Here is a 25,546-nt window from a genome sequence, read left to right as displayed (position 1 = left end):
TAAAAGCAGTGTTATAAAACGCGAGATGACAAAGACGCAAATAATAGCTTGATAGGAAATATGTATGTATACAAAACCTTTTTCTCAATCCTGTGAAAACAATAAAAATCCTATATTTGCTATTTTAAGTGAGCATTTTAAAGGGCTCTCTCATATTGTTGAAATAGGCAGTGGTACGGGACAACATGCAGAGTTTTTTACTAATCAATTGCCTCATTTAACTTGGCAAACGACGGACCAAGGGGATTATTTCCCTCATTTAGAAAAATTGATTGTTGAAACAAATTCTTCGCGTTTGCCCCCTGCATTATATTTGGATGTTAGCCAAGAAAATTGGCCTATTAGTGATTGTGAATGTATATTTACATCTAATACATTGCATATTATGCCTTGGACATGTGTAGAGCACTTATTCAAAGGGCTTTCATCGGTACTTAAAGTTAATGGTCATTTTTATGTTTATGGACCCTTTAATTACGATGGGAAATTTACTAGTGAAAGTAATCAGTCCTTCGATTTACATCTGAAGTCAAGTAATCCCTTGAGTGGGATACGTGATTTTGAACAGATCATGGAACTCGCAACGCAGGCAGGGCTTGGGCTGGTGGTCGATCATCAAATGCCAGCAAATAATCGATTATTACATTTCAAAAAAATAATGGCCGAATAATACGTTAAGATATATGCTCTTATTAAAGAGAAAGTGTTATAGATCAAAATTTTGAGTAATTGAATCGGTTTTTATTTAACCATTGTTTATACTGAAATAGTGATAGACATCTAATAACAATAATAAGGCAGGGAAAGTAATGGCAAAAGGGCAGTCACTTCAAGATCCATTTTTAAACACATTACGTAAAGAACGCATACCAGTAGCAATCTATTTGGTAAACGGTATCAAGCTGCAAGGGCAAATTGAGTCATTTGATCAGTTTGTTATTTTATTGAAAAATACCGTTAGTCAGATGGTTTATAAACACGCTATTTCAACCGTTGTTCCTTCTCGCGCAGTACCGACTGTGCCGCATGAAGAATAACCACGATACTTACTCAGTATTCGGATGCCCGTAAATATTTAATACTAATGAAAAAATATTACTTTTTTCATTTTATATGGGAAATTAATGCGGACTGATGAGATTGATTTTTAATTTATTTTGGTCTGCCTCTGTGTAGGCCATTTTTTTGTCTAATACTGTCATGCTTGTGATAGGATGTAGTACTTATATTTTGTAATTGGAGACATATTTGTTTGATCGTTATGAAGCCGGTGAACAGGCTGTTCTAGTTCATATCTCTTTTTCTGATGAGAATAATAAAGAAGATTTAGATGAACTTAAATTATTAGTAAGCTCTGCAGGTGTGAATGCACTGGAAGCAGTGACAGGTTCAAGAAAATCCCCCCATGCGCGCTATTTTGTTGGTACTGGTAAAGCACAGGAAATTGCCGACACAGTCAAAGCATTGCATGCTGATGTTGTTATTTTTAACCATGCATTGAGTCCTGCTCAACAACGTAATCTCGAAGGTTTATGCGAGTGTTTGGTCTTAGACCGTACGGCATTGATTTTAGATATATTTGCGCAAAGAGCACGTACCTATGAAGGTAAACTGCAAGTTGAACTTGCACAACTACGTCACCTTTCTACTCGCCTTATTCGTGGTTGGACTCACCTTGAACGACAAAAAGGCGGGATCGGTTTACGTGGTCCTGGTGAAACGCAATTAGAGACTGACCGTCGATTATTAGGTTTGCGTATTAGTACTATTCGTAGTCGCTTAAACAAAGTGGCAAAACAACGCGAGCAAAGTCGTCGTTCCCGTCAACGCAATGAGGTTCCGACAGTTTCATTAGTCGGTTATACGAATGCAGGGAAATCAACTTTATTTAATCGTATTACTGATGCGGGGGTGTATGCGGCTGACCAATTATTTGCAACACTGGATCCGACCCTACGTAAAATCGACGTTGAAGATGTTGGTAATTGTATTTTAGCCGATACGGTTGGTTTTATCCGTCACTTACCCCATGATCTTGTGGCGGCTTTTAAAGCAACATTACAAGAAACGCGAGAAGCAACCTTACTTTTACACGTCGTAGACTGTGCCGATGAATGCTATCGCGGTAATGTCGACGAGGTTCAAAAAGTATTAGAAGAGATCGATGCGGGTGAAGTACCGCAATTAATGGTAATGAATAAAATAGATGCATTAGACAATGTTGCACCTCACATTGATTTTGATGATCAGGGGAAACCCGTGCGAATTTGGTTATCAGCACAGGCAGGGACTGGTATTGATCTTTTATTTGAAGCGTTAACAACGTTATTATCCGGCGAAATGCGTACTTTACAACTAGCACTTCCAGTGGAACAAGGTAAACTGCGAGCGATATTCTATGAAATGGAATGCATTGAAAGCGAAGGTTATGCAGAGAATGGGGACTGTTTATTAAATATTCGCGTGAATAATATTGACTGGCAACGCTTATTAAAACAGCAAGGTCAAATTATCGAAGAATATGTAATCAGTGCTAATTAAGTTTAATTAACATATTATGTCATGTTTTCTTTATTATTAGAGTGAACATTGTTACATTGTTGTATTATATCATTTATTTATATTACTTAATCGGGAGCTACTATGGCTTGGAATGAACCGGGAAAAGATAAAGACCCGTGGAAAAATGATGATAAGAAAGACGACCAAGGGCCACCAGATTTAGACATCGTTCTACAAAAAGTTTCTGGCTTATTCGGTGGTCTTTTTGGTAAGAAATCATCGAACGGTGGCGGCAACGGTAGCGGTAGCGCAAAATTCCTTATTGGTGCTGTTGTTGCTGTATTAGGGGTGGTTTGGTTTATTAGTGGTTGGTATACAATTACTGAATCAGACCGTGGTGTGGTGTTACGCTTTGGAGCTTATCACTCTCAAGTTGAACCGGGCCTTCACTGGAACCCTAAATTTGTCGATCGTGTTATTCCAATTAATGTTGAGGCTTTCCGTACTATGCCGACAACGGGCTTTATGTTAACTGAAGATGAAAATATCGTTCAAGTTGCATTAGAAGTTCAATATCGAATAGTGGCACCGGAAAAATATCTATTTAGTGTAACGAATGCTGATAACAGTTTATTACAAGCTTTAGACAGTGCATTGCGTTTTGTTGTTGGTCATTCAAGTATGGATGATGTATTAACAACAGGTCGTGAGGTTGTTCGTCAACAAACGTGGGAATTGTTGGATAAAATTATCGCACCTTATGACCTTGGTATCCAAGTTGTCGATGTCAACTTACAACAAACACGTGCACCTGAGCAGGTAAAAGATGCATTTGATGATGCGATTGCCGCGCAGGAAGATGAAGTGCGTTTTGTACGTGAAGCTGAAGCCTATGAACGTGAGAAAGAGCCGATTGCTCGTGGTCAAGTTAAGCGTATAGAACAACAAGCACAAGCGTATAAAGAAGGTATTATCTTAAAAGCGCAGGGTGAAGTTGCCCGTTTCAATAAATTATTACCTGAATATGAAGCAAGTCCAGAAGTGACTCGTCAGCGTTTATATCTTGAAACAATGGAGTCTGTGCTTAATAACAGCAGCAAAGTGTTAGTTGATAATAAATCTTCCGGTAATATTACGCTTTTACCTTTAGATAAATTAATGAGTAATGCTGCTAATAATGTTACCAAGGCAGCGGTTGTCTCTGAGATTGAAACGCGCTCTAAAGCAGATGAACAGGCGGATTTAGATGAACGAGCATTAAGCAGTGAGCGATTATCTGGTAGTAGCCGTAGTACGGGGAGAAGCTATTAATGAATAAACTAATTATCTTACCTATTGCACTTATTTTAATTTTTATGAGTAGTGCATTTGTGGTTTCTCAAGGCCAAAACGGTATTGTAATGCAATTCAGCAAAGTGAAGCGTGATGCTGATAATACGCCTGTGGTCTATGGACCAGGTTTACATTTCAAAGTTCCTTTTATCGATTCTGTACGTATTATGGATACACGTATTCAGACCTTAGATGACCAAGCAGATCGTTTTGTTACTTCTGAGAAAAAAGATTTAATTATCGATTCTTATGTGAAATGGCAAATTGATGACTTAGCGGTTTATTACCTGGCTACTGGCGGTAATAAATTGCAGGCTGAAGCATTATTGAAACGTAAAATTAATAATGGTTTACGTAGTGAAGTCGGTTCTCATACTATTCAAGAAATTGTATCGGGTAAACGTGGTGAAGTAATGGAAACTGCGCTTAAACGTATGGCAAGATCGTCTGAGTTAGGTATTCGAGTCGTTGATGTACGAATCAAGAAAATCAACTTACCCGATGAAGTAAGCAATAGTATATACAAACGTATGCGTGCTGAACGTCAAGCTGTTGCTAAAGAGCATCGTTCTGAAGGTCAGGAACAATCTGAAGTGATTCGTGCGAACATAGACCGTAAGGTTTCTATTATGCTTGCACAGGCTAATAAAGATGCTTCAGAAGTACGTGGTGCGGGTGATGCAGAGTCAGCTAAAATTTATGCAGATGCTTATACTAAAGACAGTGAGTTTTTTGCATTTTTACGTAGTATGGAAGCATACAGAAAAAGCTTCTCTAGTAAGAGCGACGTAATGGTCTTAAGTCCTGATTCAGATTTCTTTAAATATATGAATCAACAAAAATAAGACGCTTGTCTAAATAAAAAAAGCCCTATTCTGGTTTGTCCAAATAGGGCTTTTTTTATGGGTGGTGATTTTCTATTTTTAATAATACCAATTGTATTAAATATGTGATCTAAATTTTAACCAGCAAAATAGATCAGCTAATTATTACGATTGGTATAGAGTGCTAGCATAGTAAAAAGAAACGTTATTAGACACAAGAATGGTATTCGAGGAAAGTTCATGATTACAATAGAAAGCAAAGAAGACTACTTTGAACAATTATTTAATAAGGTGCTCTTAGTCGATGCTGAAGTAACTAATTGTGAATTTGAAGAGTGCGAATTTCGAGAGTGTGATTTATCTGAAACCCAGCTAAAGCATTGCAAATTTATTAACTGTACTTTCATTGGATGTAATTTAAGCTTATTAACACTCACCTATACGTCTTTTTATAATATTAATTTTACGGAATGTAAATTAGTCGGGGTAGATTGGACTAAGGCTACTTGGCCATCATTTAATCTTGATTCAGAATTGAAATTCAATCAGTGTATTCTTAATGATTCTTCATTTTTTGGCCTCAATCTTAATGGGATATCCTTCGAAGAATGTAAATTACACGAGGTTGATTTTAGAGAGGGGGATTTTTCAGATTCATCGATGATCTACTGTGATTTTACCAATAGTTTGTTTATGCGTACTAATTTGCAGAATGTTGATTTTACCGAATCCAGTAATTTTAATATTGACGTATTAGAAAATCGTCTAGCTAAAGCTAAATTCTCTCGTTACGAAGCATTAAATTTATTAGATAGTTTAGGTATTGAACTTGTTGATTAACCCTATTTTTAAATAAATATTAACAATTGATTTGATAACGTAATAAAAAGGACAAAGCAGTGCAATACGACATCTCTTTTATACATACCGGTGAAGTGCATATTAATAAGTTTGGTCCGTTGGTTGCGGAATTGGATCCAACATTACGCGTGAATCATGTGTTTGATGAGTCATTGTTAATTCACGCTCAGAAATTTGGTGTCGATTCATGGTTAGAAACGCATCTTAAATCGCATTTAGAAGCATTGAGTTTAGTCAGTCACGTTATTGTTGTGACGTGTTCATCTATTGGTGGTATCGCTGAAAATCTAGGCGAGTTGAATGGTTGTAAAATTCAACGAATAGATAAAGCGATGGCTGATTTTGCTATTCAAAATGGTAAAGAAATACTGGTAATGGCTGCCTTGGAAAGTACGTTAGCACCAACACGTGAATTATTAGTGCAATCGATGAATACACTCGGTTCTCAATCAACGCTTACCTTTTGTCATGTCGAAAATGCGTGGGAATATTTTTTATCGGGGAACATGGAACAATATTATGAAAAAATTAGCAAAGCAATTACATCTAATGCAAACACATGTGATTTGATTGTGTTAGCTCAAGCTTCGATGTCTGAAGTTGAACATAAAGTTCATGTATCAATTCCTGTTATTAGTAGCCCTCGGCTTGGCGTGCAGCGTGCTATTGATTCTTTGTAACTTTGCGTTGTTATAATCGCTTACCTGTTTTATATACCCGTTACCAATCAAGATGCGTTTATCAGTCACTAGCTCGGATACCAAGGCAAGGCCTAACATGATGACAATGGCTAGCCCTTATCGAATGTTATAACGCAGTATTGGTGTTCGAGCTAGTGACCCGCAGGGCAAGATGAGAGGCAAACATATTCGTTGCTATAAAGTCTCGATTTAACCCGTTAGATCTTCACCTTTATGCCTAGAATCTGCTCACCTCTCGTCTTGCTGATTTCTGCATCTTGAATGGTAACGGGTATATGATTGTTTTATAGGGAGATAGACACGACTTGCATACCTTAGCTTACATTGCCCCCTTAGATAAATCTTATCAATTAAAATACCATATATGATAAAAATGTAATTCAGGGGGAGGGAATGTTTTTTATCATACAGTGTTTTCTGTGACTTATATTTGCTTTAATATTTATTTGTTGATAAGTATTGTCATTATCGTTATCTTACGTGGCTTATTAATAATAGTGACGTAAATAGGGAATATTTTTATATGATTGTGATGATCTTGGGGGTTATTTTTCTTCTGCTTGTGAAATTAGCATTTAATTCTGATGGAGAGAAGCAAGAAGCCAAAACGGCTGCACTTCAGGCGAGAGAAAAGGCAGAGATGCAAATTACTTTTATCGAGAGCTTTTTTTTCCCTAACGGTATCAAGACTAAGCTTGTAGAGGCTTACCCTCATTTGAGCAAAAAAGAGGTTACTTTAGTACTAGAAGCATTAAAATCTTTTTTTATTATGTCTCATCGTGCGAAATTAAATCCAGTTGCAATGCCATCGCAAGTGGTAGACCTAGCGTGGCATGAATTTATTCTTTTTACGAAAGAATATGAATATTTTTGTAAAACGGCTTTTGGTCAGTTTTTGCATCATACACCAACGGAAGCGATGAAGTCAGCAGACACGGCGCAGAATGGAATTAAAGTAGCTTGGCAGTTAGCCTGTCAAAATGAATCTATTGATCATAAATCTCCTGTTAGATTACCAATGATATTTGGTATCGATGGAAAATTGAATATAAAGAATGGTTTTATTTATTCAATTGATTGCAATAATAAAATTTTTGATAATAAGAGTAAGCATTATTGTGTAACTAATATTGGATGTGTATCAGGTATTGGTCGATCTTCTTCAATCAGTGCGACCGCTAGTGCAGGAGATGCTGGGATCGTCGAAACGAGTATCTTCGAAGACTCTTCTAGTAGCAGTGGTAGCAGTTGTGGTAGTAGTTGCGGGAGTAGCTGTGGCGGCGGCGGAGATTAGCTCGCTAATGGTTAAGTAGAATATATGGATTTAAAATGTTAATAAATATGTGTCATAAAATAAATAGGCTAGCAGACAAAAAAGCGCTATTAAGAGGGGGATTAATTGTTTCAGCCTTATCCTTTATGCTTGGCTTATTTCTTCCCCTGATTACTATTTCTAAATTTGTTGTTATTAATAACTCTCTATCGGTAATGTCCGGATTAGGGGAGCTTATCAATAGTGGTCAGATTTTTATTTTCTTAATTGTTGGTTTGTTTAGTGTGGTGCTTCCCATTGTTAAAATCGTGTTTCTTTTTCTTCTGCTACAGTCAAAACCTGTTAATTCAACAAGATATAATAAACTCCTTTATCTAATGCATGAATATGGTCGCTGGACCATGCTAGACGTGATGGTTGTAGCAATATTGATCGTTACTGTTAAGCTTGGAGTTATTGCGAGTATCGAGGTACATGTCGGATTGTATTTATTTGGTTTTGCTGTGCTGCTCCTTATGTTTATTACTAGCAAGGTATCACGACTCGCTAAGTTGACAAGTTAAAGAATAGAATATGGTAGAACAAAAAAAGGGTTTAAAAGTCATTGCTGTTTTAGAGGCGTTTAAAGGTATCGTTTCCTTTTTAGTCGGTTTCGGGCTTCACCAATTATCAGGGCAAAATTTGGGGAGATTAGCTGAAAATATCGTTAGTCATTTACATCTTAACCCTGCTAGTCATCTGCCTCATATTTTTATTACATTTGCACGTTCTTTGCCTAATAGTAATGTAGAACTATTCGCTCTTGGGGCTTTTATTTATGCTTCTGTCCGATTAATTGAAGCTTACGGATTATGGCGAGAACTCGTTTGGGTTGAGTGGTTTGCCTTAGCAAGCGGAGCCATTTATTTACCCTTTGAGATATATGAAGTTCTTTTTCATAGAAGTATCGTCGGTATTAGTTTATTAGTCTTAAATATCTTGGTTGTCTGGTATATGGCGTATATTCTTTTTAGTAATCCAAAAATATAACTTTTACTTATTCTATACCCGTTACCATTCAAGATGTAGAAATCAGCAAGACGAGAGGTGAGCAGATTCTAGGCATAAAGGTGAAGATCTAACGGGTTAAATCGAGACTTTATAACAACGAAGATGTTTGCCTCTCGTCTTGTCCTGCGGGTCACTAGCTCGAACACCAATACTACGTTATAACATTCGATAAGGACGAGCCATTGTCATCATGTTACGCCTTGCCTTGGTATCCGAGCTAGTGACTGATAAACGCATCTTGATTGGTAACGGGTATATATCTTTAATTTTTATGAGGTTTCTGTGTCTAAAATGATTGGTTTAGTCATATATTGGCTTGCTTGCCTTTATATTGTGGTTGATTTAGTGCTTTTGAGTGATTGGTCTATTTTTACCGATATTCTTTCTTGGATCGTTGTTATTGTGCCAACGCTTGCCGTTTTATTGGTTGTGCCTGGGGATTCAATGAAGAAAAAACTATGCATAAGTTTAAAAGTTTGCTGGTTAAGCGGTGGTATGATGTTTGTTTACGGTCTTGTGTTAATCTTTAGTTCTGTAGATGACATGATGTCAATTTTTCCAAGTTTGGCGGTTGCATTATTACCTATTATTTATTGTTTTGTTATTAGCTTATTTTACGCGCCTATTGTATTTGATGTTATTGATTCGAGCGGTAAAGATAGTTAAGGGAGGAAGTGAGATAATTGTTTATATCTCTGGATTTGATAGAGATATAAACAATAAGGCATAAGGGTTACATGGTAACAAATTCCTCTGAACCCGTTGGATGAATTGCAACAACGCTGTCGAAATCTGCTTTTGTTGCGCCCATTTTCATTGCAACACCAAAACCTTGGATCATCTCATCTACAGCAAACCCAATACCGTGCAATCCAACTACGACTTCATCTTCACCAGCACAAATGAGTTTCATTTTACAAGGTTGGCGATGTTTAGTCACTGCCGTGTACATTGCAGTGAATCCCGATTGATACACTTTAATATTATCTTTGCCATATTGTTCAATTGCTTCTAACTCAGTCAAACCAATCGTACCAATTGGCGGGTGACTAAAAACAACGGTTGGAATAAGTTTGTAGTCCATTTTCGCATTAGGTTTATTGTTAAATAAACGCTCTGCTAATTGGCGGCCTGCTTTTACGGCAACGGGAGTTAGTTCAACGCCACCTTCCATAATGTCGCCTACACAATAAATACCCGGAATATTCGTTGTTTGGTATTCATCGACTTTGATATAACCTCTCGCATTCGTTTCAACACCTACAGCTTCAAGGTTAAGGGTATCCGTTGCAGGATGACGGCCAATTGCCCAGATTAAGGTATCCACATTTTGGCTCTGACCATTTTCAAGATAAAGTGTGAGACTACCATCGGCTTCTTTTATGACTTCTTTAGGCGTTGAGTCGGTATGTAAAGTCGGCCCTTCAGCAGCCATGACTTCAACTAAGGTATCAATAATCATCGGATCAAAACTGCGTAATGGTGATTGTTTGCGGACAAATAAGTGTGTCTCTGTACCTAACGCATTTAGTACGCCTGCAATTTCGACGGCAATATAACCAGCGCCAATAATTGCCACACGTTTAGGCTGTTCGACAATATCAAAGAAACCGTTTGAATCAATACCGAATTCAGCACCTGGAATATTTGGAACAGAAGGGCGACCACCCGTTGCAATTGTAATATGCTCTGCGGTGATTTTTTTACCATTCACTTCGACAGTGTTTTTATCAACAAAAGTCGCAAAACCTTTGATGACTTCAACGTTATTATTGCCCAAAACGCGATCATAGGACTCATGAATACGACCAATATAAGCTTGACGGTTTTCGACCATTTTTGCCCAGCTAAAACCCTTAACATCTAAATCAAAACCGTAATCTTCCGAATAAAGGTTAATTGCTTCGGCAACCTGAGCGCCGTGCCACATGACTTTTTTGGGCACACAACCGACATTCACACAGGTTCCGCCTAAGTCTTTCGCTTCGATAATGGCAACTTTTTTACCGTATCTGGAAGCGCGATTAGCCGATGCAATACCGCCACTGCCGCCGCCAATAGTGATATAGTCAAAATCAAATTCAGTGTTACTCATTAAATACTCCTGCTTAAATTGTTTTATACACCCTAACAATAAATGACGGGTTTTAACAGTTAATTGAACGTTAGTTCAAAGTTGATCGGTAATTGTTGATATCTCAAGGGATAGTATAGTCACCTTGAGATAGATATGTAGATGGATTATGCGACTTGGTGGTATGCCCAAGTTAACCATGGGAGGAGGGCTTTTAGATCTTGCTGTTCAACCGTGCTGCCACACCAAATACGCAACCCGCTAGGTGCATCTTTATAGGCGCCAATATCATAGGCAGCATCATTATCCGCTAATAATTTGATGAATTTTTTAATTTGCGAATCGTCTAAATCAACTGAAAAACAAACGCTTGTATTTGAACGATTTGCCGATTCTTTCGCAAGAAAGTGGATCCAGTCATGTTCAGCAACAAACTTTTCTAATACGGCTAAATTTGCTAATGATTTTTCAATACATTGCTCAACACCACCGAGTTCTTTTACCCAGTCAAGCGCATCTTGATAGTCACTGACGCATAGCATTGAAGGGGTGTTAATGGTTGCTCCTTCAAAAATACCTTCCATCAATTTACCGTTACTGGTTAAACGGAAAATTTTCGGTAATGGCCAACTTGGCGTGTAAGATTCTAAACGTTCAACGGCGCGCGGACTGAGAATGATCATACCGTGACCACCTTCACCACCGAGTACCTTTTGCCAGCTGTAAGTCACAACATCTAATTTTTCCCAGGGCATGGGCATCGCAAATACAGCGGATGTTGCATCACAAATAGTCAAACCTTCACGCTGGTCTGAAATAAAGTCTGCATTTGGTACTTTGACACCAGAGGTTGTGCCATTCCAAGTAAACACAAGATCGTTTTTAGGATCTACCCGAGATAAATCCGGTAATTCGCCGTAATCGGCACCGAACGCATTTACATTTTCAAGTTTGAGTTGTTGTTTAATATCGGTTAACCAACCTTTACCAAAGGATTCCCAGTAACAAACATCAACGGGCCGTTCGCCTAATAATGACCACATGATCATTTCCATCGAACCAGTATCTGAGGCTGGGACAATACCTACACGATAATCTGCAGGTAGTTTTAAAATAGCGGCGGTATCATCAATTGTTTTTTGTAGCGCGGCCTTACCTAAACTCGAACGGTGAGAACGACCTAGCGTGGCAGTGTTTAAGTTAGCAAGATCATATCCCGGTCGTTTGGCACATGGACCTGATGAAAAATTAGGGGTGGCAGGTTTGATAATAGGTTGTGGGCCGCTCATTCGTTTTGATCCTTTTTAAAACAATGGTGAGATAGTACTGTTATTTCGCACTTTATTTAGGGAGGTTAAAAAATAATGCTATTTTACTAAGCTGTACAGTAATATTTTATATTATTACTGCGAGCATAGGGATTTCTTTCAGAGTACAGCTTGTACTTCATCGTATTATGAAGTGGATACTATTGATGGTTTTCATCCTTTATTTTAAAATTCAACCAATTAAGTTTATAGGAGAGATGCTAATGCACTGTTTAATGAATGCTTGGCATGAAAATGAAACAGTATTAAAAAATTGGTTGATTAAACAAACTGGAAATCATGATCAAGCACAAGATCTCTTACAGGATGTGTTTATTAAAGCCATGCAACATAAAACAGTTTTTTGCACCATCGATAATGCAAAAAGTTGGCTATTTAAAGTGGCCAAAAATAGCCTTATAGACAGTTATAGAAAGTCTAAGGGGGAAGTACTAACACTTGTCGATGACGTTGAAGATAAAGGAGATGAACAAGATGTAACGCCAGTCTCTGATTTAGAGCAATGCCTGACACGTGTTATTTTAGAGTTAGATGACGATGATAAAGAAATTATTGAGCTCTGTGATATTCACGGTATGCATCAAGCTGATTATGCCGATCAGAAAAATATATCCCTTACTGCTACTAAATCTCGGATCCAACGTGCGCGTAAGAAACTGCGACAACAAATGATTCTCTCCTGTAATGTACAATTTGACCAAGATAAGGTTTGTTGTTTTACCCCTCGCAAATAAATTAAATTATTTTATTAATAATCTGCATCTTTTCTCCTGATTAAACGTTGTATAGGTATAAACGTAATAAATTGGAGAAAATGCATGTTAATTTGGTTCACTTACCTAGCAGATTGGGTGACCTACACATTATTTGGTATATCAACAGAGAGTCCCTATGCCGGTGGCGTTCATTTTTTTATAGAAGATACCAGCAAAATATTAGTGCTTTTATTAGTGCTTATTTATTGTATCGCTTTTGTTCGTGCAACGCTTAATCCTGAAAAAGTCCGTTATTACCTACAGGGTAAACATCGTTTTATTGGTTATGCACTTGGTGCTTTTTTTGGTTCGGTCACACCTTTTTGCTCATGTAGTTCGATTCCATTGTTTATGGGGTTTGTATCGGCACGTATTCCACTCGGGGTTACTATCGCCTTCTTATTAACATCGCCGCTTATTAACGAAGTCGTGGTTGTTATGTTGGGATCATTGCTAGGGCTTAAGTTTACCATTATCTACATTGTAATTGGTTTAACGCTTGGAATGTTGGCTGGTTTCTTAATTGATTTAATTAAAGGTGAACGCTGGTTAGTTCCTTTTCTTGCTAAAGAATATGCTCGAGTGGATGAAATAACGGAGATTGAATACACCCATAAAAAAATGAATATGGTAGAGCGTCACGTATTTGCAAAAGAAGAGACATTAACTATTTTCAGAAGAATTTGGAAATGGGTGATCATTGGTGTCGGTATTGGTGCCGTTATCCATGGTGCAATCCCTGCTGAATGGTTCAGTGAGCATTTAGGCGCAAAACAATGGTGGTCTGTTCCACTTGCAACACTATTGGCTATTCCAATGTATGTTAATGCAACTGCAATTGTACCTATTCTAGAAAGTTTACTATTAAAAGGTGTGCCATTAGGAACAACATTAGCATTTTGTATGAGTGCCGTTGCCGTCAGTTTGCCTGAATTTATGATGTTAAAACAAGTTATGAGCAAACGTTTATTGATGGTGATTGCGGGTTACTTATTGATTGCAATGAGTTTATTAGGTTGGTTGTTTAATTATATTAATATTTAAATGAAAGAGGATATAACATGAAAAAAATTAACGTATACGGTTCTGGTTGTAAAAATTGCGTGAATACAGCGGAATTAATAAAAAAGACGGCGGGGGAAATAAACGTTGATGTTGAGCTTGCAAAAGTGACCGACTTAGAAGCGATAATGAAAGCGGGTGTTGTCAGCACGCCTGCTGTTTCCGTTGACGGAAAAATAGTTCATTCGGGTTCAGTACCCGATGAAAATACAGTAAAAGCATTTTTAAGTTAGTCGTTTAAAGATTGTCTGAATAAATTATCGGCTGAAATAACGCTGAATTGTGATTTGTTGTTTGTTTTACCGTCAGTTGGTATTTGTTTGGTGAAAAAGCGCTTTACTTTAAAATTGGCTTAGGTATTATGCGTCCTGTCTGCAGGGGTGTAGTTCCAATGGCAGAACGTCGGATTCCAAATCCGAATGTTGGGAGTTCGAATCTCTCCACCCCTGCCACATTTTAAAGCCTCGACTTATGTCGGGGCTTTTTCATTTCTACAACAAAATTTTAAATAAATAACCATATATATGTCCACCGTATCCTCACCTTTAATATCTATAGTATTTACTTATTTTTACTGGTCTATGTGACTCTTCTCGAAGAAAAAACCTCTACATAAAGATATCATTTAATTTTATGAGACTTGGGAAGGATCCTTAGATAGTCTATAGTAGAAGAAGCATTTGTTGTTTATTTTTCTCAGAGAGAACGCCATTATTATTCATGTTATTCAACCTAGTTTTAAATTCATAAAATATCAAGACGTAATACGATGCTTGCTTGGGTTACTCGTAATGTTTTGCGTTAGTGTGACATATGCTCAAGAAGCAAGCTCCTCTCCTATTGCTGTTAATCTTCAAACGTCTCATTCATCTGAACAATCACTTTTAAACCAAGCTATATCCATTAGAAAAAATGATCGAGAAAAAAGTATCGATCTTGCTAATCGGGCGCTGCAAGTTTCAAAAGAAAAGCATAATAGTAATGTCAGCGCACAAGTACATGCCTTGTTAGGTGAAATAGCGTTGGAGGATAAAGATGTTACTCAAGCTATGGAGCATTTTTTAGCTGCATCTATTATCTATCGAGATATGAAAGACAAGCGATATGAAAATGCCGATAAAAAGATTGATGATTTATTACCGATAGCAAAGACATCTGGCGTCGCATGGCCCGTTGCCCTGATTTTAATTAAACAAGCAGATAGTGATTATAAAAAGAAACGTTTTGAGGAAGCGATTAAGCAGTATTTCCATGCTGTTAATTATTTAGGAACGCCAACAAAAGCGATTCAAAAGAAACTTGCTGAGACTTATAAAAAAATAGCTCAATCATATAAGCGATTAAAGAATAGAGAACAAACCGCATTATATTATAGAAAAACCTTGGATGTATTTACTGCAATACAAGATAAAAAGAATATGGCAAGGACTCTAAATACATTGGCTGAAGCGGAACGTTATTTGGGAAATTATTTTACAGCTTTAGATTATTCTTTACGTAGTTTAGAAATTCATAAACAAATTAATGATCCTGAAGGGCGGGCTAAGGCATTTAATGGTGCTGGTATTATATATCGATATATTGGACGTTATGAAAAAGCGTTGGAACATGCCTACGAAGCTCATCTGTACTACAAGCAAGTCAATGATTTTAGTGGTCTTGCTAAAACATCTAATCAAATGGGATTAATATACACGCGTCTTAAGCAATTTGAGCAAGCACGATCCTTTTATCAATTAACCATTGATTTACCCGAAAACAAAATCGAACCTAAAACATTGGCTTCCGCTTTAAGAGAAATGGCGGTGATAGAATTAGAATCTGGTCATTATGATGATGCCATGGTATTGATTCAAAAGGCATATAAAATATATCAAAATGAAAATAATAAAACTAATCAGTCACTTGCTGCGCGGATTATTGCAAATGTTTATCGGGCAAAAGAAAATGATGAAAAGGCTATTTTTTATTATAGAAAGTCTTTAGCGAATGCGATTGAAGTGGGTAGTGAAATTTATCAAATAAAAGCCCAAATCCCTCTTGGGGTCGCGCTGGTTGGTAAAGATAATGATGAAGCGGTTAGTCTACTAGAAAGTGCTTTAGCCTTATCACTCAAAGCAAATATGACATCCTATCAACTCTATTCCTATCGAGAACTACGAAAAGCGGAAAAACAACGTGGTAATTTTGTTGCGTCATTAGATTATGCTGAAAAAGAAATTGAGTTATCTGAAATAATTCAAAAGGAAAAAGAGGACAATGAAATTGTTTTACTTAAGGCGAAGTTATACTCCCACAAAAAAGAAATGGAGTTAGCGTCTTTAAAGGAAAAAGCAAAACTTGACCAACTTGATTTAGCGAAAAAGAGTAGTGAAGTTGAACTTGCTGAACAACGTCGAAGAATTTCTGAACTTGAATTGATTGAAAATCAATATGCAAATCTTGCATTGGCGTGTTTATCAGTTGTTTGTCTTTTAATTGTTATATTTATTTATCGAGGGTTTGCGAGTTCTCGAAAACGTAATAAAGAGCTTGATTATCTTGCTTGTCATGACCCTCTTACAAATTGTTATAATCGTCGTGTTTTATTCGATTTTTTAGAGCGAGATTTTTCTGATTTAGCATCATTGGGGGAATATTGTCTAATTATGATCGATATCGATCATTTTAAAGAAGTGAATGATACCTATGGTCATATTATTGGTGACAAAGTACTTTGTCGTATGGCCAACCTTTTACTTAATAAAGTCGGTGAAAAAGACAGTGTCGTGCGTTTTGGCGGCGAAGAGTTTTGTCTTATTCTCCCCGATGCAACGCCTGAACAAGGTGTTAAAATGGCTGAAATTATACGTCAAAAAGTAGAAAACAGTGATTTTGATAATATATCAATCACTTGTAGTTTTGGTGTTACCTCAATCCAATTCAGTGCGACTTCACCTACCGAGTTAATTCATCAAGCCGACTTGGCGCTTTATAAATCGAAAGTTAGTGGGCGTAATAAAGTGACTCTGTGGAGTGATGATGAAGATTTACATTCGTCATAATATTATTTCGCTTACAAATAGATAAAAATATAAACCTTCCCCTTTACTGCTAAATGTTATTTTTTGTACTAGAAGTAAATCTGTAATAGGAAAAAATAATTGTGGATTTAGAACGAGAGAACCCATTAATTTGGCCGATATTAACCATTCTACAATCGGCATCACAAAGCTATAAAGTTCATCATTTAGCGAGTGAGTTACGTGCGCAGGGATTATTGCCCGATTTAGATACGGATCCCAATAAAGCCTTATTTAAACGTAATTTCTTGTTGATGAATGCCCTATATCAATTACAAGCGCTGCTATTACCTGAGCAATGGCTGAAAATTCAATCTCTAGATATACAATTAGTGACTCATGTTCCCGCGAACCTCACTCTCATTCTTGAACGTGATATCGCATTGCGGCGTTATTATCTTGATTGGTCTCAATTTGAAACCAGTACGGAAGAAATTGATGCGCTGTTCACAAGCTTTTGGACACAATATGCTCATGTTGCTGGGGATTCTTTGCATCGTCTTGATAAATCCCAAGCTTTAAAGTTATTTGAGCTGAATAGTGACGCAACAAATAATGATATCCGTCGCCAGTGGCGAAAACTTGCACTCAAGTGGCACCCTGATCGCCCCGCAGGTGATGCGAGTAAATTTAGAGAGATCTGTGAGGCATGGAAAATTTTACGTTAATTTTAATTGTGAAATAAATGGTTAACTTATGATGTTTAATAGAGTTTTCAGTTCTTTTTTGTTAACTTTATTTTCTTTATGGAAAGTCATTTATTCTAGGAACTCGTTTTATGCCCGTAACAAAATCACTTCTTGTACTTTCATTTCTATCTCCTTATCTTGTTAGCTGTACCAATACACATTCTGCTCAAGGTACTTCAATGCCGATTGCTAAATTACATTATATTGGTGAGACAATTATTAGTAATCAAACTACATTTGCGCAAACGCCTGTCGGTGGACTTTCAGGTATTGATTATAATGCGACTTCTCAAAAGTGGGTGGTTATTAGTGATGATCGTGCTGAGCGCGGCGTTGCTAGAGCTTACACCGGCACATTACCAATAACGTCACATCATGTCGGTCCATTCCATTTTGAAAACGTAATTACTTTTAAACAAGCCGATGGTTCGCTTTACCCAAATGAAACTCAGTATGTAAAATCCAATCACGGTATTGTGCCAGACTTTGAATCTATTCGTTTTATGCCTAATGGCGAAGGTTTTCGTTATACCAGTGAAGGTGATCGCAATCTGAAATTTAGTCCGTTTATTCATAATGCTTATCTTGATGGAAGTTATGTTGATGAATTGTCCATACCGAATGAGTATAAATATCAAGAAAGTCCAGATAATCTAGGCGTTTATGATAATTTAGCTTTTGAAGGGAGTAGTTTTACACCCGATGGTCAATATTACTTTGTTGCGATGGAAGCGCCATTAATTCAAGATGGTGTTGTCTCATCGGTAACCAAAGGTGCTGAGTCACGGGTACTTAAATATGACCAAGATGGCAAGGTAATTGCGCAATATGTATACTCTATTGATCCGCTGCCTGCTGTACCGGGTGTAGGAAAGCATGCTGATAATGGGGTATCTGAAATGCTTGCAATTGATGATCAACATTTGTTGATGCTAGAACGTGCAGGAATTCAAGATGCAACGGGCGCATATCATAATTATATTCGTATTTATCAAACGGATTTATCCGCCGCAACGAATGTTAATGGGAAAAGTAAACTCGTTGAAGGAACTTATCAAACGATGGATAAATCATTATTACTGAGTTTAAATGAACTTGATTTGCCTTTATTAGATAATATTGAAGGAATTAGTTTCGGTCCAACGCTTGAAAATGGTCAACTTACACTGGTGGTTATTTCGGATAATAATTTTAATAAACACGAAATCACTCAAATTATTGCTTTTGCGATTGAGCCCGCTTAAATAATGATAAGGAAGATGAAACCGATACTTGTTTTATCTTCCTTGTTCTTAATCGTTAAGCGCCATAGAGCGCATCTACTTCACCACTTTTTATTTTTTTGTTAATTCGTGACAATGCACTGTGAGCAATACTCAGCACTTCATGCATATTTTCGTAACAACGACGTTCGTTCTTGCCGTAAGCTAAAAAAGTTAAGGTTATTTGAACGCCCATTCCGCCGGTATCTGGTTTGTCACCTAGCGCTAAATAACAAGTTGGTGATTGTGAAAGGCCAATTGCACCGGCTTTAAATCCTGGCTTTATTGTAGAAATAAGGGTGAGAAGATTATCAAGTAACCAGTCCGTACTTTTAGGTTGGCAGTTTTCAGGAATATCTCTAAATAAAATCATTAAACGTCCGCTGCATTTTTTAGCATAGGCATATTGTTGGTCGGTATTTTCTTCAATGGGATTAAATACACAATCATTACTTTCTAATAAGGAATTTGGGCTATTTATCCATTCGATTAATCGATAAAATTCCTCAACAAATGACCATTTTTTTAATGGGATAAGATCTTCTAAGTGAGTACGAATCAGTTTAGGTTGTTTTTTGAAATCCATATAGACACTGTTTTTATCGTCGACCATATTTGTCCATGGGTGTGATCTTAAAGTTGATTGATCGATTGTTCTTGAAATTAAAGCGTCCACTGTTTTACCCTTTTTAGATGACTATTTTTATTATTTATTATGTATTTTAACTGCTTTTGGGGATATAGGAAAATGATGAAACTTATTTATAACGGTCCGTCGGATGGGCCTCTGTTTTTATTTGCCCATGGAGCAGGCGCACCCGCAACGTCAGATACGATGGAGATCATTGCAATGGGTTTAGCTGAGCAAGGTATTAGAGTGGCGCGATTTAATTTTCCGTATATGCAACAACGAGTTGATAATGGCACACGTCGTCCGCCGGAACGAGCGCCAAAATTGATTATTCAATATCGAGATATTATTACCAATATTAATAAGCCTATGGTTATTGGTGGAAAATCGATGGGAGGGCGGATTGCTAGTCTGGTGGCATCTGAACTGACGGTGAATGAAAAAAGTAATATAAAAGGTATCGCGTGTTTAGGTTTTCCTTTTCATCCTGCTAATAAGCCAGACTCGTTACGTACGGCACATTTTCCTTTGATTAAACAACCTGTTTTTATTGCCCAAGGAGATCGCGATAAATTAGGTAATAAGGTAGAAGTAGAAAGCTATGGATTGCCGGATGGTATTCAGTGGTTATGGCTTGAAGATGGTGACCATGATTTAAAACCACGAGTTAAAAGCGGCTTTACTCATCAAGATCATTTACAAAAAACAGTGATAGAGATGGCTAAATTTATTAAATTAGCCCTATTGTCTTAATTGAGGTTAATCTGAATCACTATGATAGCTTTCTATATTATTAAGTAGTTTTGTAGTCAATTTATTTAGTTGTTGTATTTCATCTGAGTCAAAATCCGAGAGGAAAGCCTGACGATGTTGTTGTATTTTATCTACAGCATCTTTTGTGAATTGATCGCCAAAAGGCGTAAGGCGCGCCATGCTAATTCGTTTATCTTGGTCGCTAGCGACTCGGCAAATAAGGTTCTTTTTCTCTAACCTATTCATTATTTTATTTAATCCCCCCCAACTCACTAACATATACTCACATATTTCAGAGGGTTTTAATTCAAATGGTGGGCTTTTTTTACTGCGCCGAATAGCCGTTAGTACATGAAAGTCCGATTCGAGTAAATCATGTTCTTCCATTAATGTCGCAATATGGAATGCGATATATTCAGATATTTTTTCTAATCGAGGAAAGAGTAAAATGAGGGAAGAATAGGGATCTGGCCAATTATTTTTCATCGAGTTAGTAAAGTTATCAAAGGGCAGTGGACTTCTTGACATAAAACCTCCAAATTTCTTGCATAATACCTTTCTAGCGAGGTATTATGCAAGTAGTACTTTTATCAGATGATAGGTATGGGTTAGGAAAGTTTTTCCTGCCAATCTCAATTGTTTTATTGATTATTTATTAGGAGATTAAGATGGACATTGGTATTAACGAAAGTAATAGAATTGAAGTCGCCGATGGTTTGAAAAAACTATTAGCAGATTCTTATACGTTATATCTACAAACACATAACTTTCACTGGAATGTCATTGGCCCAGAATTCCGCGCTTTACACCTTATGTTTGAAGAGCATTACACTGAATTAGCATTAGCTGTTGATGAAATTGCTGAACGTATCCGTGCGCTTGGTATTGCAGCGCCTGCGACTTATAAAGAATTTAGTGCATTAAGTTCAATCGAAGAAGTTGCTGGTTTAACCGATGGTGCAGAAATGGTTAAAATTCTAACTCAATCTCATGAGCAAGTGATCCGAACCTGTCGTGATGTGTTAAAACTAGCTCAAGATGCCGATGATGAATCAACAGCATCTGTTGTCTCTGATCGTATGCTTGTTCATGAAAAAACAGCTTGGATGCTACGCGCAACTTATCAGTAAATTGTTTTAATTCATTGCTTTTCGGTGATGAAGATAAAGCGATGTGATCTTTGCAGTGAAACTGAAAGATCAAGCTGAATTAAACTCATGGTGTTTGTTTGCTGATTTACTCACATTATAGTAGGGCCAGTTTATTATTTTTTGTTGCCTAAAAATAGCCTTCAGCAGGAATGGCGATGCAAGATAAATAAGCCCTAGCTTTCAAGCACTTTTTTATCATTGATACTTATACCACCACGACTGACAATTCCATCGGGAGTTACCTATCATGAGCCACGCTCAAGAATTATCCTGGTTTACCATTTTCCGGACGCATTCATCGAACCATCCCTATATCACTATTGGATTAGTGAGTTCGATTGTACTTATTACTTTTTTGGTCGTCGATGCGGTATTTGGAGCTCATCAAATTTATAGTCAATATGCTTTTATTGGTGGAACAGCTGGTTTTGTTGCGACTGCGCTTGGTACGATCCCCGCGTTATTTATAAAAGATATACCACGTAAATTATCCGATGCTATGCTCGGTTTTGCTGCTGGAATGATGCTGGCCGCCGCTGCTTTTTCGCTGTTATTACCAGGTGTTGAAGCGGGAACTGAGTTTTTAAATAGTCCCTTTTTAGGTGGGATGGTTGTTATTGTCGGAATGGCTATTGGCGTTATATTAATGCTTGGGTTAGATGAATTCGTTCCCCATGAGCATTTGGACTCTGGTCCTTGTGGTGCGGGATATGAAAAATGCAGTGGTGCTTGGTTATTTGTTTTTGCTATTGCCTTACATAATTTCCCCGAGGGAATGGCAATTGGTGTTGGTTATGCACAGGGGGATTTATCCGTTGGTATTCCCTTAACCACTGCGATTGCGTTACAAGATATTCCAGAAGGCCTTGCCGTTGCAGTTACGCTTCGAGCAACGGGGTTTAAACCTGGATTTTCAGTGTTAATTGCAATGGCAACTGGTCTGCTTGAGCCTGTTGGCGCTTTATTGGGGGTAAGTTTAGCGGGAGGATTTTTAATTGCTTATCCTATTGGATTAGGGCTTGCTGGTGGTGCAATGTTATTTGTTGTATCACATGAAGTGATTCCTGAAACCCATGGAGAAGGTAATAAAACATTGGCGACGATGGGGTTAATGATTGGATTTGCATTAATGATGTTCCTCGATACAACACTTGGGTAACGGTTTTATTTCGAGGTAGTCACGATAAAAAGGTCAAGTTGTGTTACTTGACCTTTGTGATTTGGATGGATTAACCCATTACTTTTTGCATTTCTATTTCTTCATTTAATACAACCATTGTTGCACGCTTGAAGAAGTTGAAGTCTGTTGCCGTTGCACTTGAGTATGCGCCCATCATTTGACCGACAATTAAATCACCATTATCTAATTTTGGTAACATGATTTGCTCTGCAATGACATCAATACTGTCACAAGTTGGACCCGCAAGGACACTTGGGAATGTTTCATTGCTTTCTTTTAGTGCCACAATGGGGTAATCCCCATGGTCAAAAATAATACCGCTGTAAGTACCGTAAATACCATCATCTAAGTAGTACCATGTTTCACCTTCACGTTCTGCCTGACCCATTACAGATGAAATACTTGTCATCGCAGCCGCAACGATGAAACGCCCTGGCTCCGCTAATACATGAACGGTCTCAGGGAGTGTTAATAGTGCGTCATTAATTGGTTTGCAAAACTCATTAATTGGCATCACGTGATGATTATAAGTGACTGGGAAACCGCCACCAATATCAAGAGTGCTAAGTGCGGGTAGTCCTGCTTTAATAACATCTTCCATTACTTGGCGACAAGCGATAATAGCATCCACGTATTTTTGTGGGTTAGTTGTTTGCGAGCCAACATGGAAAGATAACCCTTTGATACGAATACCAAGATCGCGAGCTTTCGAAATAAGTTGTAATGCGGTTTCTGGGCTACAACCAAATTTTTTCGATAGGTCTGCAAAGGACTCACTATTACGGAAGCTTAAGCGCACTAATAATTCAACGTCATCTTTATAAGCAATGAATTTTTCCAGTTCATTTATATTGTCTACAACAAAAACTGAACAGCCAAATTTAAGTGCATCACGAATATCCGAATCGCGTTTAATTGGGTGGGTATGAATAGTGCGTTCCGCTGGCACACCGCGAGAAGCGACTAAATCAATTTCACCCGACGTTGCAAGATCAAAACTTGAACCTTCAGACAATAATGTGTCGACTACGGCTGGATGTGGTAGTGGTTTTAATGCGAAGTGCAATGTGACATTGGGTAATGCTTGTTTTAATGCACGGTATTGAACTCGCACGCTTTCGCAGTCGATCAATAATAATGGTGCACCAAATTGCGTAACCGATGATTCGATAAGTGCCGTTTGTGCTGCAGAAAGCTGTGAAGAATAAGTTGTAAAATCAAGTACTGAGTTTGCCATGGTTGGCCTCCAAAAAGTAGCAAACTTTCCGCAGGTTACTCTGTAATGAGCACCATTAAATATGGGAAAGTTGAGCGAAAATAAGAGCGTCATTACGCCGTCAAAGCCACCCTTGAATAGTTACTCTATCGCCTTGCCACAATTAACTTGTGATGTACTCGGATTGGCTATCATCAAGAAGCGATGCGCATAATAAAGTTGTTTTAAAAATAATCAATACTTTTTTAATTAATTTCTTTCTTTATTTTTTATTTCTATATTATTCAATTGGTTACGATTTTTGTTTGTTCTCTATAATTTATTTTTTTCCATTCATTTTTATTGGTTTGCCCTTTTTATATAGAAAATAAAATGAAGTATTTTGATAAACAGGAGGTTACTGAAAATAATGTTAATTTAGATTATAAATAAGTGTCTTTTTTACACTTAATGCCTATAATCGCGCGCAATTAACTCGAGGAAATAAGTGGCGCAATAATGCGGATTACATTCTCGTTGTTTTTCGGAGTAAGTATGAGTGAGTTAGTAAGTATTGGCGTATTAATTGTCGTAAGTGCATTGTTCGCTATGTCTGAAATTGCGATTGCCGCCGCACGTAAAATAAAGCTTCGCGTGATGGCCGATGAAGGTAATCGTAAAGCATTAGCGGTGTTAAAGTTGCAAAGTGAACCTGGTGCTTTTTTCGCTATGGTTCAAATTGCGTTGAACGCCATTGCTATTTTAGGTGGGATTATTGGTGAGCAAGCGTTAACGCCCTATATCCAAGATTTATTGTTATTGGTTTATGATGGCCCATTATTGGATAAAATTAGTTTTGTTATCTCTTTTTTTATGGTGACTTCACTCTTTATTTTATTTGCGGATCTCCTTCCTAAACGGGTCGCGATTATCATTCCTGAAATTGTCGCTATGCGTTTAGTTTCATTAATGCGTGTAGTAACAATGGCTATTTATCCCTTTGTGCTGTTGTTTAATACATTAACAAATTTAATGTTGAAAATGCTTAAATTACCAACTGAACGAGAAGAAGTCGTGACCACTGAAGATATCGTTGCGATGATGGAGGCAGGTGCTAAGTATGGTAGCTTGCAACAACAAGAATACCAAATCATTGAAAATGTCTTTGAGTTAGAAACGCGTACGATTGCAAGCGCAATGACGCCTCGCGATCAAATTATTTATATTGATGTGAATGATAGTAGTGAAGATATTAGTCAAAAAATTATTGAACATCCTCATAATGACTTTTTAGTTTGTAATGGCAGTTTGGATATTATTTTAGGATCGATTGAATCAAAAGAAATTTTACGTTTAGTCTTAAAAGGGGAGCTGGAGCAGTTAAAGCCAACACAGATCGAAAAAGATATATTTTACTTGCCTGAAACATTATCGCTTACGGAAGCATTAAATAATTTCAAAGTCGCTCCACAACCTTTTTCCGTTGTTGTGAATGAATATGGCACCGTGGTTGGTATCGCGACGGTTAAAGATTTATTAAGTGGCTTTATGGGGGATTTGATTACACACCATGACGAAGAGCAAGTGGTACAGCGTGATACTAATTCATGGCTTGTCGAAGGCTTAACCGTGATGAATGATGTTATTAAATATTTGGATATTGAAACTTTCCCTGATCGGAATCAATATGAAACTATTGCTGGATTTATGATTTACCAATTGAAACGTTTGCCAAAACGTACGGATTCTTTTATTTATGAAGGATATAAATTTGAAGTACTTGATTTGGAAGGCGTGCGAGTTGAGCAAGTGTTAATCACTAAATTAAACTAATTAAATTCCTATGCATAAGCAAAGTTAA

General features: G+C 37.3%; 26 protein-coding genes and 1 tRNA gene. 22 read left to right on the top strand and 5 right to left on the bottom strand.

Annotation, left to right across the window (positions count from 1 at the left end; translation table 11 throughout):
* Window positions 1–64: 64 nt before the first annotated feature.
* The 11 genes from ACR30L_RS17180 (at window position 65) to ACR30L_RS17130 (ending at window position 9,209) form a co-directional block, all read left to right on the top strand.
* Window positions 65–670, top strand: a complete 606-nt coding sequence (locus ACR30L_RS17180; RefSeq protein WP_435235455.1) for a DUF938 domain-containing protein — start codon at window positions 65–67, stop codon at window positions 668–670.
* Window positions 671–809: 139 nt separating this feature from the next.
* Window positions 810–1,037, top strand: a complete 228-nt coding sequence (hfq, locus tag ACR30L_RS17175) for an RNA chaperone Hfq (RefSeq protein WP_435235454.1) — start codon at window positions 810–812, stop codon at window positions 1,035–1,037.
* A gap of 211 nt (window positions 1,038–1,248) precedes the next feature.
* Window positions 1,249–2,541: a ribosome rescue GTPase HflX gene (gene hflX / locus ACR30L_RS17170; protein ID WP_435235453.1), complete on the top strand. Its 1,293-nt coding sequence runs from the start codon at window positions 1,249–1,251 to the stop codon at window positions 2,539–2,541.
* 102 nt (window positions 2,542–2,643) lie between these two features.
* Entirely contained in the window at window positions 2,644–3,813 is a 1,170-nt protein-coding gene (gene hflK, locus ACR30L_RS17165; protein WP_435235452.1) for an FtsH protease activity modulator HflK, read from the top strand.
* Window positions 3,813–4,679: a protease modulator HflC gene (hflC, locus tag ACR30L_RS17160; RefSeq protein WP_435235451.1), complete on the top strand. Its 867-nt coding sequence runs from the start codon at window positions 3,813–3,815 to the stop codon at window positions 4,677–4,679. Before hflK ends, hflC begins: the two co-directional genes overlap by 1 nt.
* Before the next feature lie 219 nt (window positions 4,680–4,898).
* Window positions 4,899–5,498 (top strand): pentapeptide repeat-containing protein, encoded by a 600-nt coding sequence (locus ACR30L_RS17155; RefSeq protein ID WP_435235450.1) that lies wholly within the window; start codon window positions 4,899–4,901, stop codon window positions 5,496–5,498.
* 59 nt (window positions 5,499–5,557) lie between these two features.
* The gene (locus ACR30L_RS17150; RefSeq protein ID WP_435235449.1) at window positions 5,558–6,199 is read left to right on the top strand and encodes a hypothetical protein; all 642 of its coding nucleotides are present in this window, start codon (window positions 5,558–5,560) and stop codon (window positions 6,197–6,199) included.
* 544 nt (window positions 6,200–6,743) lie between these two features.
* Complete coding sequence (locus tag ACR30L_RS17145; protein ID WP_435235448.1) at window positions 6,744–7,514, top strand: glycine-rich domain-containing protein; 771 nt, start codon at window positions 6,744–6,746, stop codon at window positions 7,512–7,514.
* 35 nt (window positions 7,515–7,549) lie between these two features.
* Complete coding sequence (locus ACR30L_RS17140; protein WP_435235447.1) at window positions 7,550–8,056, top strand: paraquat-inducible protein A; 507 nt, start codon at window positions 7,550–7,552, stop codon at window positions 8,054–8,056.
* Between the two features lie 10 nt (window positions 8,057–8,066).
* Complete coding sequence (locus ACR30L_RS17135) at window positions 8,067–8,522, top strand: DUF2127 domain-containing protein (RefSeq protein ID WP_435235446.1); 456 nt, start codon at window positions 8,067–8,069, stop codon at window positions 8,520–8,522.
* Between the two features lie 303 nt (window positions 8,523–8,825).
* Window positions 8,826–9,209, top strand: coding sequence for a hypothetical protein (locus ACR30L_RS17130; protein WP_435235445.1), 384 nt, complete (start codon window positions 8,826–8,828; stop codon window positions 9,207–9,209).
* A gap of 67 nt (window positions 9,210–9,276) precedes the next feature.
* On the opposite strand, the gene gorA is transcribed toward ACR30L_RS17130, so the two are convergent.
* Both gorA and ACR30L_RS17120 read right to left on the bottom strand, forming a co-directional pair.
* Window positions 9,277–10,638 (bottom strand): glutathione-disulfide reductase, encoded by a 1,362-nt coding sequence (gorA, locus tag ACR30L_RS17125; RefSeq protein WP_435235444.1) that lies wholly within the window; start codon window positions 10,636–10,638, stop codon window positions 9,277–9,279.
* A gap of 146 nt (window positions 10,639–10,784) precedes the next feature.
* A complete protein-coding gene (locus tag ACR30L_RS17120) occupies window positions 10,785–11,906 on the bottom strand; it encodes a phosphoserine transaminase (RefSeq protein WP_435235443.1) in 1,122 nt (373 codons plus the stop codon).
* A 242-nt stretch (window positions 11,907–12,148) separates the two neighbouring features.
* Here ACR30L_RS17120 and ACR30L_RS17115 point away from each other — a divergent pair, with 242 nt between their 5' ends.
* The 7 genes from ACR30L_RS17115 (at window position 12,149) to ACR30L_RS17085 (ending at window position 18,757) form a co-directional block, all read left to right on the top strand.
* Window positions 12,149–12,679, top strand: coding sequence for a sigma-70 family RNA polymerase sigma factor (locus tag ACR30L_RS17115; RefSeq protein ID WP_435235442.1), 531 nt, complete (start codon window positions 12,149–12,151; stop codon window positions 12,677–12,679).
* Window positions 12,680–12,763: 84 nt separating this feature from the next.
* Complete coding sequence (locus tag ACR30L_RS17110) at window positions 12,764–13,744, top strand: permease (protein ID WP_435235441.1); 981 nt, start codon at window positions 12,764–12,766, stop codon at window positions 13,742–13,744.
* A gap of 17 nt (window positions 13,745–13,761) precedes the next feature.
* Window positions 13,762–13,995 (top strand): thioredoxin family protein, encoded by a 234-nt coding sequence (locus tag ACR30L_RS17105; protein WP_435235440.1) that lies wholly within the window; start codon window positions 13,762–13,764, stop codon window positions 13,993–13,995.
* Between the two features lie 143 nt (window positions 13,996–14,138).
* A tRNA-Trp gene (locus tag ACR30L_RS17100) sits at window positions 14,139–14,214 on the top strand.
* Window positions 14,215–14,553: 339 nt separating this feature from the next.
* Complete coding sequence (locus ACR30L_RS17095; RefSeq protein ID WP_435235439.1) at window positions 14,554–16,806, top strand: tetratricopeptide repeat-containing diguanylate cyclase; 2,253 nt, start codon at window positions 14,554–14,556, stop codon at window positions 16,804–16,806.
* A 101-nt stretch (window positions 16,807–16,907) separates the two neighbouring features.
* Entirely contained in the window at window positions 16,908–17,492 is a 585-nt protein-coding gene (locus tag ACR30L_RS17090; protein ID WP_435235438.1) for a DNA-J related domain-containing protein, read from the top strand.
* Window positions 17,493–17,602: 110 nt separating this feature from the next.
* On the top strand, window positions 17,603–18,757 hold the full coding sequence (locus ACR30L_RS17085) for an esterase-like activity of phytase family protein (RefSeq protein ID WP_435235437.1): 1,155 nt from the start codon (window positions 17,603–17,605) through the stop codon (window positions 18,755–18,757).
* A 55-nt stretch (window positions 18,758–18,812) separates the two neighbouring features.
* Here ACR30L_RS17085 and ACR30L_RS17080 read toward each other — a convergent pair whose 3' ends face one another.
* Window positions 18,813–19,451: a hypothetical protein gene (locus tag ACR30L_RS17080; protein ID WP_435235436.1), complete on the bottom strand. Its 639-nt coding sequence runs from the start codon at window positions 19,449–19,451 to the stop codon at window positions 18,813–18,815.
* A 72-nt stretch (window positions 19,452–19,523) separates the two neighbouring features.
* On the opposite strand from ACR30L_RS17080, the gene ACR30L_RS17075 reads away from it, so the two are divergent.
* Window positions 19,524–20,159, top strand: coding sequence for an alpha/beta family hydrolase (locus ACR30L_RS17075; protein ID WP_435235435.1), 636 nt, complete (start codon window positions 19,524–19,526; stop codon window positions 20,157–20,159).
* A 6-nt stretch (window positions 20,160–20,165) separates the two neighbouring features.
* Here the strand turns inward: ACR30L_RS17075 and ACR30L_RS17070 are convergent, their stop codons facing one another.
* Complete coding sequence (locus ACR30L_RS17070; RefSeq protein ID WP_435235434.1) at window positions 20,166–20,687, bottom strand: MarR family winged helix-turn-helix transcriptional regulator; 522 nt, start codon at window positions 20,685–20,687, stop codon at window positions 20,166–20,168.
* A gap of 140 nt (window positions 20,688–20,827) precedes the next feature.
* Between ACR30L_RS17070 and ACR30L_RS17065 the strand changes: the two genes are divergently transcribed.
* Complete coding sequence (locus ACR30L_RS17065; protein ID WP_435235433.1) at window positions 20,828–21,289, top strand: Dps family protein; 462 nt, start codon at window positions 20,828–20,830, stop codon at window positions 21,287–21,289.
* A gap of 268 nt (window positions 21,290–21,557) precedes the next feature.
* Window positions 21,558–22,469 carry a ZIP family metal transporter gene (locus tag ACR30L_RS17060; RefSeq protein ID WP_435235432.1) on the top strand — a complete coding sequence of 304 codons (912 nt, stop codon included), beginning with the start codon at window positions 21,558–21,560 and terminating at the stop codon, window positions 22,467–22,469.
* 70 nt (window positions 22,470–22,539) lie between these two features.
* On the opposite strand, the gene ACR30L_RS17055 is transcribed toward ACR30L_RS17060, so the two are convergent.
* Entirely contained in the window at window positions 22,540–23,727 is a 1,188-nt protein-coding gene (locus tag ACR30L_RS17055) for a type III PLP-dependent enzyme (protein ID WP_435235431.1), read from the bottom strand.
* Between the two features lie 513 nt (window positions 23,728–24,240).
* On the opposite strand from ACR30L_RS17055, the gene ACR30L_RS17050 reads away from it, so the two are divergent.
* Window positions 24,241–25,518, top strand: coding sequence for a hemolysin family protein (locus tag ACR30L_RS17050; RefSeq protein ID WP_435235430.1), 1,278 nt, complete (start codon window positions 24,241–24,243; stop codon window positions 25,516–25,518).
* The last annotated feature ends 28 nt before the right edge of the window (window positions 25,519–25,546 follow it).

Origin of the sequence: Psychromonas saccharinae, from assembly GCF_051201515.1 — a bacterium.
In the GTDB taxonomy this organism is placed as follows: Bacteria; Pseudomonadota; Gammaproteobacteria; order Enterobacterales; family Psychromonadaceae; genus Psychromonas.
This window is presented reverse-complemented; position numbering and strand designations above follow the sequence as displayed.